9 protein-coding genes are annotated in these 12,785 nt (G+C 74.1%); all 9 read left to right on the top strand.

All coding sequences use genetic code 11. The features are described from left to right. Positions 1–1,789, top strand: a 1,789-nt coding sequence (locus ABD284_RS20440) for a peptidoglycan D,D-transpeptidase FtsI family protein (RefSeq protein ID WP_425573290.1), incomplete at its 5' end; no start/stop codon positions are given. 91 nt (positions 1,790–1,880) lie between these two features. After that, the gene (locus ABD284_RS20435) at positions 1,881–3,464 is read left to right on the top strand and encodes a UDP-N-acetylmuramoyl-L-alanyl-D-glutamate--2,6-diaminopimelate ligase (RefSeq protein WP_344146001.1); all 1,584 of its coding nucleotides are present in this window, start codon (positions 1,881–1,883) and stop codon (positions 3,462–3,464) included. A 366-nt stretch (positions 3,465–3,830) separates the two neighbouring features. After that, positions 3,831–5,285, top strand: a complete 1,455-nt coding sequence (locus tag ABD284_RS20430) for a UDP-N-acetylmuramoyl-tripeptide--D-alanyl-D-alanine ligase (RefSeq protein ID WP_344145956.1) — start codon at positions 3,831–3,833, stop codon at positions 5,283–5,285. Then, positions 5,282–6,337, top strand: a complete 1,056-nt coding sequence (gene mraY / locus ABD284_RS20425; RefSeq protein ID WP_344145953.1) for a phospho-N-acetylmuramoyl-pentapeptide-transferase — start codon at positions 5,282–5,284, stop codon at positions 6,335–6,337. The genes ABD284_RS20430 and mraY overlap by 4 nt, the downstream gene beginning before the upstream one ends. After that, the gene (gene murD, locus ABD284_RS20420) at positions 6,334–7,788 is read left to right on the top strand and encodes a UDP-N-acetylmuramoyl-L-alanine--D-glutamate ligase (RefSeq protein WP_344145950.1); all 1,455 of its coding nucleotides are present in this window, start codon (positions 6,334–6,336) and stop codon (positions 7,786–7,788) included. The genes mraY and murD overlap by 4 nt, the downstream gene beginning before the upstream one ends. Before the next feature lie 184 nt (positions 7,789–7,972). Next, positions 7,973–9,343 (top strand): putative lipid II flippase FtsW, encoded by a 1,371-nt coding sequence (ftsW, locus tag ABD284_RS20415; protein WP_344145947.1) that lies wholly within the window; start codon positions 7,973–7,975, stop codon positions 9,341–9,343. Next, the gene (gene murG / locus ABD284_RS20410) at positions 9,340–10,506 is read left to right on the top strand and encodes an undecaprenyldiphospho-muramoylpentapeptide beta-N-acetylglucosaminyltransferase (protein WP_344145944.1); all 1,167 of its coding nucleotides are present in this window, start codon (positions 9,340–9,342) and stop codon (positions 10,504–10,506) included. Before ftsW ends, murG begins: the two co-directional genes overlap by 4 nt. Beyond that, positions 10,503–11,939, top strand: coding sequence for a UDP-N-acetylmuramate--L-alanine ligase (gene murC / locus ABD284_RS20405; protein ID WP_344145941.1), 1,437 nt, complete (start codon positions 10,503–10,505; stop codon positions 11,937–11,939). The genes murG and murC overlap by 4 nt, the downstream gene beginning before the upstream one ends. Before the next feature lie 42 nt (positions 11,940–11,981). Beyond that, positions 11,982–12,728 carry a cell division protein FtsQ/DivIB gene (locus tag ABD284_RS20400; RefSeq protein ID WP_344145938.1) on the top strand — a complete coding sequence of 249 codons (747 nt, stop codon included), beginning with the start codon at positions 11,982–11,984 and terminating at the stop codon, positions 12,726–12,728. Positions 12,729–12,785 lie beyond the last annotated feature (57 nt).

Raw genomic sequence — 12,785 nt, 5'->3', positions numbered from 1 at the left:
CTCGGGGCCGCCGCCCCGCCGCCCCGGCGGCGGGGGGCCCAGACCGCCGCAGCGCCGCCCCTTCAAGCGCGGCAACCCCCGGCGCCGCCTCCACATCGCCGGCATCCTCATGACGGTGGTGCTGATGGTCTTCGCGGGCCGCCTGATCCAGATCCAGGCGATCGACGCCTCCCAGTACGCCGCGGCGGCCGAGGACATGCGCCTGACCACCATCGACATCCCCACCACGCGCGGCGACATCACCGACTCCTCCGGCAACCCGCTCGCTATCTCGGTCGAGGCGCGAACCGTCTTCGTCGATCCCGTGGCCGTGCGCGACGCCGAGCGCGGCAAGGTGATCGACGAGCTCACCGAGCGGCTCGGCCTGGACCGCGCCGAGGTCGCCGAGAAGGTCGACGCCGAGCCCAGCCGATACCAGGTCGTGGCCGAGAAGGTCGCCCCCGCCAAGTGGGACGACATCGAGGCGCTCGGCCTCAGCGGCATCGGCGCCCTGACCGACTACAAGCGCGTCTACCCCGACGAGACCGGCGCCGCCGACCTCGTCGGCTTCACCGGGGCCGACGGCCACGGCCTCGAAGGCCTCGAAGCGGTGATGGACGACACGCTGGCCGGCAAGCCCGGCAAGCAGCAGGTCGAGACCGGCGCCTCAGGCGTGCAGATCCCCATGGCCGGCGGCCTCTCCCAGGAGCCCGAGCCCGGCAAGGACGTGCGGCTCACCCTCGACCGCGACATCCAGTGGCACGCCGGCCAGGCCCTGGCCGAACGCGCCGAGGAGCTCGACGCCGAGGGCGGCAGCGCCATCGTCATGCGCCCCAACGGCGAGGTGCTGGCCATGGCCGACTACCCCACCTACGACCAGTCCGAGTACGCCGACTCCGAGCCCGGGGACCGGCTCAACGGCGCCGTGGCCGAGGCCTTCGAACCCGGCAGCACCAACAAGGTCATCACGCTGGCCGGCGCTCTGGAGGAGGGCCTGACCACACCGGAGAGCGTCTACACGGTCCCCTACTCGGTGCAGATCCACGACCGCACGTTCTCCGACGACCACTTCCACAAGACCCAGCAGCTCACCCTGAACGGCATCCTGGCCCAGTCCAGCAACGTCGGCACGATCAAGGTCGGGCAGCAGCTGGGGGCCCAGCGCCTCTACGACTACCTGCGCGACTTCGGCTTCGGCTCGCCCACCGGGCTGGACCTGCCCGGCGAGAACGCCGGAATCCTCGCCCACCCCGACGACTGGTGGGGCACCCAGCTTCCCTCCATCTCCTTCGGGCAGGGGCTGTCGGTCAACGCCGCACAGATGGCCAGCGTCTACGCCACCATCGCCAACGACGGCGTGCGCGTGGAGCCCACCCTGGTGGCCGGGACCGTCGGCGAGGACGGCGGGCTCAACGCCGCCGAGGACGCGCCCGGCAAACGGGTCATCAGCAAGGACACCGCCCACGAGCTCTCGCGGATGCTGGAGGCGGTCACCGGCGAGCACGGCACCGCCGAGTCCGCGCAGATCCCCAACTACCGGGTCGCCGGCAAGACCGGCACCGCCAACCGGGTCGACCCCGAGACCGGCACCTACAACGGGGGGCACACCGCGATGTTCGTGGGCTTCGCCCCCGCCGACGACCCCGAGCTGGTCGTGCAGGTGGTCCTGCACAACCCCAAGAACCAGTACTACGGCGGCGAGGCCGCCGCGCCGGTGTTCACCGACATCATGTCCTTTGCGCTGAAGTCGGAGAAGATCCCGCCCACGGGCACCGAACCGCCCAACATCCGGCTTTTCGGCGGCGGGTGAGCGCGCCGCCCGGCGCGCCGCCGCGTCCGCCGAGAACACGGATTTACCCGTCGGCGCCCACAGCCGATAACCTCTCGACGTGCCACCGGTAATGCGACCCGACCAGACCCAGCCCCGCCCGCTGTCCGAGCTCGCCCGGCTGCTGGGCAGCGAGGCGTTCGTCACGTGCGTCGAGCCCTCCGAAGCCGAGGACCCGGCCGGCCCGCACGGGTCGGACGACGACCCCGGCGCCACCGCGATCAGCGGCATCACGCACGACTCGCGGGCCGTGCGCCCCGGCGACATCTATGCCGCCCTGCCCGGCAGCCGCGCCCACGGCGCCGACTTCGCCGCCCAGGCCGCGCAGTCGGGCGCCGCGGCGGTGCTGACCGACCCCGCCGGCTACGACCGCGCCGCCGCCACCCGGCTGCCCGTCGTCACGGTCGCCGACCCCCGCGCCGAGCTGGGCCGCGTCGCCTCGTGGGTCTACGGCGCGCCCGGAGACGACCTGCTGCTCATCGGCACGACCGGCACCAGCGGCAAGACCACGGTCACCTACCTGGTGGAGTCCGGGCTGCGCACCGCCGGCATGACCACGGGGCTGATCGGCACGGTGGAGATGCGCGTCGGCGACCGCCGCGTCGCCTCGTCGCTGACCACACCCGAAGCCACCGACCTGCACGGCCTCTTCGCGCGCATGCGCGAGGAGGGCGTCGCGGCCGCGGCCATGGAGGTCTCCAGCCACGCGCTGGCCCTGGGCCGGGTCGGCGGGGCCCGCTACGACGTCGCCGTCTTCACCAACCTCTCCCAGGACCACCTGGACTTCCACAGCGACCTGCGCGACTACTTCGACGCCAAGGCGCGGCTGTTCACCCCCGAGCACTGCCGCATCGCCGTGGTCAACAGCGACGACCGCTTCGGCCGGGTGCTCATCGACCAGGTCCGGGTGCGCGGCGACGTGCCGGTGACCACCTTCTCCACCGAGGGCGACCCCGACGCCGACTGGCGCGCCGAGGACGTCGCCCTGGGCTCCCTCGGCAGCACCTTCCGCGTCGCCGGCCCCGGCGGCATGCGGGCCGACGCCTCGGTTGCGCTGCCCGGCGCCTTCAACGTCTCCAACGCCCTGGCCGCGGTCGTGGGACTGGTCGAGGCCGGTGTCCCGCTGGACACCGCCATCGAGGGTGTGGCCGACGCCCCCGGCGTACCGGGACGCATGGAGCGCGTCGACGCCGGCCAGGACTTCACCGCCGTCGTGGACTACTCGCACAAGCCGGGCGCGATCGAGGCGGTGCTGACCGCACTGCGCGGCGTCGCCGAAGGGCGGGTGACCATGGTCGTGGGCTGCGGCGGCGACCGCGACCGCGCCAAGCGCCCGCTGATGGGAGAGGCCGCCGCCCGCCTCGCCGACGCGCTGGTCATCACCGACGACAACCCGCGGACCGAGGACCCGGTCGCGATCGTCTCGGCCATGCTCGACGGGGTCGCCAAGGTGCCCCGGGACCAGCGCGCCCGCGTCACCGTCGAGCCCGACCGCGCCGAGGCCATCGACCTGGCGGTGCGCCGGGCCGGCCCCGGAGACGTCGTGGTGGTGGCCGGGAAAGGCCATGAGACCGGCCAGTACGTCGCCGGCGAGGTCCTGCCCTTCGACGACCGCGACGTGCTGCTGGCCGCACTGCGGCGGCGCGGCGCCTACTGAGCCGAGGGGGCGCCACCACGCACGGACGAGCGAGCACACGCGGGCGCAGGCAGGCCGTGCGCCTGGAGCCGGATCCCCGCCGCAACCGGCGGGGCGCCGGCCCCGCGGCACGCCCGACCACGGGCGCCGCGGCGGCCGCGCCGGGGACCCCGCGGACACGGGGCCTCGGCGGGCCGGGCTACTCCGGTCTGCGCACAACGCGGGCAATCAAATGTTCTAAGGTAGGTCCGGCAATCGCAGCCCGGCCCGCGGCGTATCCTCGCCGCCCCAGGGTCGACGGATCGCGCCATCCCCTGTAACCGCGCCGTCGCCCTGTTCGAGGCGCCTTCCGGCGCAAATGGGCCGGGCCAGACATGAGGAGTGGATTTGATCGCGCTGACGCTCGATCGGATCGCTGAGATCACCCAATCCCGAATAAGCGGACCGGCGCGTCCCTCGGACGTCGTGTTCGGGCCCGTCGTCATCGACTCCCGGCGTGCCGAACCAGGTTCGCTCTTCGTCGCCCTCGGCGGCGAACAGGTCGACGGGCACGACTTCGCCCGGTCTGCTGTCGCCGCGGGTGCCGCGGCGGTCCTGGGATCCCGGCCGGTCGCGGCGCCGCAGTTGCTCACCGACGGAGGCGACGAGGGGGTGATTGCGGCCCTGGGCCGTCTGGCCAGGGCCGTGGCCGGCGAGCTGACCGGAGCGGACATCGTCGGGATAACCGGCTCCTCCGGCAAGACCACCACCAAGGACCTGATGGCTCAGGTCCTGGGCGGTCTCGGACCCACCGTCGCGCCGGCGGGCTCCTACAACAACGAGATCGGCCATCCGCTGACCGTGCTGCGCGCCGACGCCGACACCCGCTTCGTCGTGCTGGAGGTCGCCGCCCGCGGCATGGGCCACATCGCCCACCTGTGCGCCATCGCGCCGCCGCGCATCGGCGTGGTCCTCAACGTCGGCAGCGCCCACGTCGGCGAGTTCGGCAGCCGCGAGGCCATCGCCCGCGCGAAGGGCGAGCTGGTCGAGGCGCTGCCTTCGGCCGCCGACGGCGGTGTCGCGGTGCTCAACGCCGACGACGACGCCGTGATCGCCATGGCCGAGCGCACCGCCGCCCGCGTCGTCTCCTACGGCCTGGCGCCCGGCGCCCACGTGCGCGCCGAAGGCGTCGAGCTCGACGCCGCCGGACGCGCGGGCTTCACCCTGCACGTCGGCGGGCGCTCGGCCCCGGTCCGCCTCGCGCTGATCGGTGCCCACCAGGTGCACAACGCGCTGGCCGTGGCGGCCGTTGCGGCCGAGGCGGGCATGGAGCCCGCCGGTATCGCCGCCGCCCTGTCGCAGGCCGGGCCCGTGAGCCGGTGGCGCATGGAGGTCACGGAAACGCCCCGCGGCGTCACCGTCGTCAACGACGCCTACAACGCCAACCCCGAGTCCGTCGCCGCCGCGCTGAGCACCCTGGAGGCGTTCGGCGGGAACGGCGGGCGCCGCACGCACGCCGTGCTGGGCGTCATGGCTGAGCTGGGCGAGAAGTCCGACGCCGAGCACCGCGGCGCCGGGGCCCTGGCCGCCCGCAGCGGCGTGCGCACCCTCGTGGTCGTCGGCGACGACGCCGCACCCATGGCCGAGGGCGCCGCCGCCGAGCCCGGGTGGGACGGAGAGGTGGTGCGGGTCCGCGACGCCGGCGAGGCCGTCGCGGCCCTGCGCGCGCGGTTGCGGCAGGAGGACGTCGTCATGGTGAAGGGATCGCGCGTGGCAGGGCTGGAGAAGGTCGCCGAGCAGCTGGCGGAGGGCGACGCGCCCGCCGCACAGGCCGGCGGGACGTCCGGGGAGGCCGCCAAGTGACCGGCATTCTTGTCGCGGCGGGCCTGTCACTGCTCGTCTCCCTGCTGATCATGCCGCTGGTCATCCGGGTCCTGTTCCGGTTCAAGTTCGGCCAGGAGGTCCGCGACGACGGGCCCGAGGGGCACAAGACCAAGCAGGGCACGCCCACGATGGGCGGCATCGTCATCATCGTCGGCGCCATCATCGGCTACTTCGCCTCGCACCTGGTGCTGATGACGCGGCCCACCGTCTCCGGGCTGCTGGTGATGTTCCTGTTCGTGGGCATGGGGGCCGTCGGCTTTCTCGACGACTTCATCAAGATCTACAAGCGCCGCAGCCTCGGCCTGCGCAGCGGCGCCAAGATGCTGGGCCAGACGGTGGTCGGCGTCGGGTTCGCCGTCGGCGTCACCCAGTTCCCCAACGGCTACGGCTACACGCCGGCCTCCCCGCAGCTGTCGTTCCTGCGCGACTTCGGTCCGCCGCTGCTGCTGGTCGTGTTCGTGGCCTGGGCGCTGTTCCTCATCGTGGGCTTCTCCAACGCCGTCAACCTCACCGACGGGCTGGACGGCCTGGCCACCGGCGCGATGATCCTGTCCCTGGTCGCCTACGTGATCATCGGCAACTGGCAGCTCCGCCAGAGCTGCGTGGCCTACCTGGCGCCCAGCTGCTACCCGGTGCGCGACCCGCTGGACCTGGCGGTGGTGGCCGCGGCCTGCCTGGGAGGCTGCATCGGCTTCCTCTGGTACAACGCACCCCCGGCCAAGATCTTCATGGGCGACACCGGGTCGCTGGCGCTGGGCGGGCTGATCGTTGGCCTGGCCATCACCACCCGCACCCAGCTGCTGCTGCTGGTCATCGGCGGCCTGTTCGTGCTGGTCACCATGTCGGTGATGGTGCAGATCAGCTCCTTCCGCCTGACCGGAAAACGCATCTTCCGGATGGCGCCGCTGCAGCACCACTTCGAGCTCAAGGGCTGGGCCGAGACCACGATCGTCATCCGCTTCTGGATCATTCAGGGGCTGCTGGTGGGTGTGGGAATCGGCCTGTTCTACCTGGAATGGATGCCCCGATGACCCCCGCCGGCGGCCCCTCGCGCACGGACGCCCCGGCCGACCCCGGCTTCGCCGCCGCCCTGCGGGAGCGGGCGGTGTGCGTGGCCGGGCTGGGGGTCTCGGGACCCCCGGTGGTCCGCGCGCTGCTGGCCCGCGGCGCCCGGGTGAGCGTCGTCGACGCCCGCGAGGACGACGCGACCCTGGACCTGGCCCGGGAGCTGCGCGCCGAGGGCGCCCGGGTGCTGCTGGGCGAGCACACCCTGCCCGCAGAGACCGACCTGGTGGTCACCTCGCCCGGCTGGCGCCCCGACGCGCCCCTGCTGGCGCAGGCCGGCGCCGCCGGCGTCGAGATCGCGGGCGACGTGGAGCTGGCCTGGCGGCTGCGCCCGGCGGGGCAGCGGTGGCTGGCGATCACCGGCACCAACGGCAAGACCACCACGGTGCGCATGCTGGAGGCCATGCTGCGCGCCGACGGACGCGACGCCCTGGCCGTGGGCAACGTCGGCACGCCGATCATGGCGGCGGCGCTGCCCGGCGGCCCCCGCCCCGCCCCCGATCTGCTGGCGGTCGAGCTGTCCAGCTTCCAGCTGCACTGGTCGGCGACGCTGGCCCCGCACGCGGCCGCGGTGCTCAACGTGGCGCCCGACCACCTCGACTGGCACGGCGGCCTGGAGGCCTACGCCGCCGCCAAGGGCCGCATCTACGCGCCGGGGACCCTGCGGGTGGCCAACGCCGACGACGCGTGGTCGACGCACCTGGCCCGAACCTGCGGCGACCCCGCCGCCCCGCTGTACGGCTTCACCCTGGGCACGCCGCGCGCCGGGCAGATCGGCGTCGTCGAGGACCTGCTGGTCGACCGCGCCTTCGCGGCCGATCCCCAGGGGGGCGCCGAGGAACTCGCCTCGCTGGCCGACGTGGTGCCCGCGGCGCCGCACAACGTCGCCAACGCCCTCGCCGCGGCCGCGCTCGCCCGATCGGTGGGCGCGGCGCCGGAGTCCGTGCGCGCGGGGCTGGCCGCGTTCGCGCCGGAGCCGCACCGCATGGCCCCCCTGGGCTCGGTGGCCGGCGTGGACTACGTCGACGACTCCAAGGCCACCAACCCGCACGCGGCCGCCGCCGCCCTCGCCTCGTTCGCGTCGGTGGTGTGGGTGGCCGGCGGGCTGCTCAAGGGCGCCGAGGTCGAGGACCTGGTGCGCGAGGCGGCGCCGCGGCTGCGCGCCGCGGTGCTGCTCGGCCGCGACCGCGACCGGCTGCGCGCGGCCCTGGCCCGCCACGCCCCCGATGCCGCGGTCGTCGAGGTCGAGGCCGCCGCAGGCGAGGACGCCATGGAGCAGGTCGTGCGGGCCGCGGCCGGCCTGGCCCGCCCCGGCGACACGGTCCTGCTCGCCCCCGCCGCCGCGTCGATGGACATGTTCACCGACTACAAGGAGCGCGGCCGCCGCTTCGCGGAGGCCGTGGCCGCACGCGCCTGACCCGTTCCCCGCGCCGCCGGCCCGCCGCACGGCGCCCGCCGGCGCGGCCCGCCCGGGGCCGCCGCGCGCGGGGGCGCTGATCGGCGGCGAAGCGCCCGACACGCGGGTTATGTCCGGGGCTTCGGGCCGCTGGACCGCCAGACTTGGTCGACGCTGGGAGAACTGCGTCGGGCGGAGGTCGCCAATGGCGGTATCGACATCGGTCCCCTCGGCCAAGCGGGCCGAGCGCGGCCCGCGGCAGGTCGGGGGCGGTGTGCGCGCGTGGCTGCGCGACCTGCCCTCGATCCTCGACCGCCCGCTGACCTCCTACTACTTGCTGGCCGGTACGACCGCGATGCTGACGGCCCTGGGCCTGACCATGGTGCTGTCGTCCTCCATGGTCGACTCCTACACCGAGACCGGGTCGGCCTTCTCGCTGTTCCAGAAGCAGGCCATGGCCGCCGCCGCCGGCCTGCCGCTGCTGGTGCTGGCCTCGCACCTGCCTGTGGGCCTGTTCCGGATCGTGGGCTACCCGGCGCTGCTGGTGTCGATGGCGCTGCTGCTGATCACCGCCTTCCGCGGCGACGCCTACGGCAGCGGCGCGGTGCGCTGGCTGGAGATCGGCGGGCTGACCATCCAGGCCTCGGAGCCGGCCAAGCTCGCCTTCGCGCTGTGGGGGGCCAACGTGCTCGCCCGCAAGGAGGAGCTCAAGCAGCTGGGCGACTGGCGCCAGCTGCTGATGCCGCTGCTTCCCGGCTGCGGGACCCTGGTCGTGCTCGTGCTCGTCGGCACCGACCTGGGCACCTCGTTCGTGCTGCTGGCGACCTTCCTGGCGCTGCTGTGGGTGGTGGGCGCGCCCGGCAGGCTGTTCCTGGCGATGATCGGGATGGTGGTCTCGCTGGTCTCGATCATGGTCGCCGTCCAGCCCTTCCGCCTCGCGCGGGTCACCTCCTTCCTGAACCCGCAGAGCGACCCCACCGACGCCGGCTTCCAGCTCCTGCACGGGCTCTACGCCCTGGGCACCGGCGGCGTCTTCGGCGTGGGCATCGGCCAGAGCCGCGAGAAGTGGGGGTTTCTGCCCCACCCCGAGAGCGACTTCATCTTCGCGATCATCGGCGAGGAGATGGGCCTGATCGGCACCCTCGTCGTCGTCGGCCTGTTCGGCGTTCTGGGCTACGCTGGTCTGCGCGTGGCAGCACGCGCCGGCGACCCCTTCACCCGGCTGGCCGCCACCGCGATCACCGCCTGGATCACCATCCAGGCGATGGTGAACATCGGCACGGTCATCGGCGTCATGCCGATCACGGGAATCCCGCTGCCGCTGGTCTCGGCCGGCGGGTCCGCGCTCATCCCCACGATGATCGCGCTGGGCATCCTGCTGGCGCTGGCCAAGTCCGAACCGGACGCGCGGGCGGCGCTGGCGGCGCGCGGTCCCAGCCGGGTGCAAAGGGCTCTAAGCTGGCTGGGCCTGGACTTCACGGCGATGGGCGCCGCCCCGAAGCGCCCCGCCGCGGGCCGGGCCGACAACCGATCGCGCTCGACGCAGGTGCAAGCGAGGAGGAATCGGCGACGATGAGGGTAGCCCTCGCCGGAGGCGGCACGGCCGGGCATATCGAGCCCGCGCTCTCCCTGGCCGATGCGCTCATGCGCATCGACCCGCAGACCCGGATCATGTGTCTGGGCACCGAACGAGGACTCGAGACCCGCCTCGTCCCCATGCGGGGCTACGAACTGGGCACCATTCCGGCCGTCCCCCTGCCGCGCCGGGTCACCCCCAAGCTCTTCTCCGTCCCCGGCAAGCTCGCCAGCGCCATCGGCGCCGCCGGCAACCACCTCGCCCGGCTCGAGGCCGACGTGCTGGTGGGCTTCGGCGGCTATGTCGCCACCCCCGGCTACCTCGCCGCCCGCCGGCGCCGCATCCCCGTCGTCATCCACGAGGCCAACCCCCTGCCGGGCCTGGCCAACCGCCTCGGCGCCCGGCTGACCAGCCACGTCTACACCGGACACCCGCACAGCGACATCCGCAACGGCCGCTACATCGGAATCCCGCTGCGCGAGCAGGTCTCCTCGCTGGACCGGCTGGCCATGGGCGACAAGGCCCGGGCGCACTTCGGGCTGCGCCCGGAGCTGCCCACCCTGCTGATCTTCGGCGGGTCCCAGGGCGCCCAGTCGGTCAACGAGGCCGCCTTCGCCGCCGCAGACCGCTTCACCGCGGCCGGTGTGCAGGTGCTGCACGTCGTGGGCCCCAACAACGCCGACGAGCCCGAGGACCGCACCCGCGACAGCGTGCCCTACGTGGTCGTGCCCTATGTCGACCGGATGGACCTCGCCTACGCCGCCGCCGACGTCGCGATGTGCCGCTCGGGTGCGCTGACCTGCGCCGAGCTGACCGCGGTGGGCCTGCCGGGCGCGTTCGTCCCGCTGCCCATCGGCAACGGCGAACAGCGCCTCAACGCCGAGCCCATCGTCGAGGCCGGCGGCGGGCTGCTCGTGGAGAACGGCGACCTGGGTCCCGGCTGGATCGCCGACAACCTCATCCCGCTGCTCACCGACACCGACCGGGTGGTGGCGATGTCGGAGGCCGCCTCGCGCATGGGCCGCCGCGACGCCGACATGGAGCTCGCCCGCGAGGTCCTGGCGATCGCCCGCGGTGAGCGCGGCGACCCCGAGCCCGAGGTCGACGAATCCGAGATCATCGTCGACGAGTCGTTCGCCGACGACGGGAAGGACACGCGGTGAGCCTGGTACCGCCCGCAGACCCGGTCCCTGTGGACAAGCTGGGCCGGGTCCACTTCATCGGCATCGGCGGCGTCGGCATGTCGGGGATCGCCCGGGTGCTGCTGCAGCTGGGCACCGAGGTGACCGGCAGCGACGCCAAGGACGGCCCGCTGCTGCACGAGCTGGCGGCCCTCGGCGCGACCACGCACGTCGGGCACGACGCCGCCCACGTCGGAACCGCTGACACCGTCGTGGTCTCCTCCGCCGTGCGCGAGGACAACCCCGAGCTCGCCGAGGCGCGTGGCCGCGGCCTGCGGGTCGTCCCGCGCGCGGCCGCGCTGGGGTCGCTGCTGCTGGGCCGGCGCGGCGTGGCCGTGGCCGGCACCCACGGCAAGACCACCACCACCTCGATGCTCACGGTCGTCCTGCAGCACGCCGGCGCCGACCCGGGCTACGTCATCGGCGGCGCGCTGGTGAACACCGGGACCGGCGCCGACGCCGGCGCCGGGGTGACCCTGGTCGCCGAGGCCGACGAGAGCGACGGCTCGTTTCTGATGCTCTCGCCCGAGATCGCCGTGGTCACCAACGTCGAGGCCGACCACCTCGACAACTACGGCGGCCTGGACGAGATCCACGCCAACTTCGCGGCCTTCGCCGGGCGTGTCGGCGACACCCTGGTCGTGGGCGCCGACGACCCCGGCGCCCGCCGCGTCGCCGAGATCGCCCGCGGCCTGGGCAAGCGGGTGGTCACCTACGGCGAGTCGCCCGACTGCGACTACCGGGTGGCCGGCGTCTCGGCCGACGGCTTCCGCACCGCCTTCACGCTGAGCGCCTTCGGCGGCGAGCCGCTGCGCGCCGAGCTGGCGGTGCCCGGCCGGCACAACGTGCTCAACGCCGCCGCCGCCGTCGCGGCCGCCGCCGTGCTGGGCCACGACCCCGGGGTGGCCGTCGCCGGGCTGGCCGGCTTCACCGGCGCCGCCCGGCGCTTCGAGCTCAAGGGCGAGGCCGGCGGCGTCGCGGTCTACGACAGCTACGCCCACCACCCCACCGAGATCGAGGCCGACCTGCACGCGGCCCGCGCCGCGCTGGACACCCGGGCCGGCGACGCACCGCCCGGCCGGGTCGTGGCGGTCTTCCAACCCCACCTGTACAGTCGCACGCGGATCTTCGCCGACGAGTTCGCCGCGGCGCTTTCGCTGGCCGACGAGGTCGTGGTGCTGTCGATCTACGCCGCGCGGGAGGACCCCGAGCCCGGTGTCAGCTCCGAGCTGATCACCCGCGGGATCGCCCGCGGCGGGGTCGCCTACGAGCCCGACCGCGCCGAGGCGGTGGCCCGTGCTGCGGCCGCCGCCCAGTCCGGCGACATCGTGCTCACCATGGGCGCGGGCGACGTCACCGAGCTGGGGCCGAGGATCGTCGAGGCGCTGTCGGCGCTGGAGCAGGTCGGCGACTAGGCGCGCACCCGCGCGCCTCGGGCTGAAAGGCGGCGAGACCAGGTGAGCGCGACCATCGGGCGCACCGCCGCAGGCCGCGGCACGCCCGCCGGGTCCACCGGCCGCCGGCGTTCGGACCCCTGGAAGGTCGCCTTCGTCGTGCTGCTGATCGTCGCGGTGCTGACGGTCGTCACCTGGGTGCTGCTCGGGTCCCGGCTGCTGGTGGTGCGCGACGTCGAGGTCAGCGGCACCTCCCGGCTCGACCCCGAGCGTGTGGCGGCCGCCGTCGACGTGGCGACGGGGACCCCGCTGGCGCGGGTCGACACCGACGCGGCCCGGCGCCGCGCAGAGGAGCTGCGGCTGGTGGAGTCGGCCGAGGTCGGCCGCGGCTGGCCGGCCACGCTGCGGGTGGAGGTCGTCGAGCGGACCCCGGTTCTGGCCGTGCGCGCCGGCGACGGGTTCCGGCTGATCGACGGCGACGGGGTGCGCATCGCCGACACCGACCAGCGGCCCGACAACTACCCCCTGATCAGCGTCTCCGGCGAGCCTGAGGGAAGCCCGGCCGTGGCGGCCGCCGCCTCGGTGCTCGCACGGGTGCCGGCGGCGGTCGGCGGGCGCATCGACAGCGTCGACGCGGCCGACCGGGCGGCGATCGAACTCACCCTGGAGAGCGGCGCCACCGTCTCCTGGGGCACCACCGAGCGCGCCGAGCGCAAGAGCACGATCCTGACCGTGCTGCTCAACGAGCACCCGCCGGGCCCGGACCGGCACTACGACGTCAGCGCACCGGACATGGCCGTCGTCGAATGAGGCCCCGGACGAGCCCGAACGGCGGGGGAGCGGCGCAGCTCCGACGGTGCGGCGAAT

The sequence above is a fragment of the Streptomonospora arabica genome (assembly GCF_039531585.1).
GTDB lineage: Bacteria > Actinomycetota > Actinomycetes > Streptosporangiales > Streptosporangiaceae > Streptomonospora > Streptomonospora halophila.
This window is presented reverse-complemented; position numbering and strand designations above follow the sequence as displayed.

Coding starts and splice junctions, on each gene's coding strand:
- ABD284_RS20435 (WP_344146001.1), top strand. CDS start 1,881: ATGCGACCCGACCAGACCCAGCCCCGCCCGCTGTCCGAGCTCGCCCGG.
- murD (WP_344145950.1), top strand. CDS start 6,334: ATGACCCCCGCCGGCGGCCCCTCGCGCACGGACGCCCCGGCCGACCCC.
- ftsW (WP_344145947.1), top strand. CDS start 7,973: ATGGCGGTATCGACATCGGTCCCCTCGGCCAAGCGGGCCGAGCGCGGC.
- murG (WP_344145944.1), top strand. CDS start 9,340: ATGAGGGTAGCCCTCGCCGGAGGCGGCACGGCCGGGCATATCGAGCCC.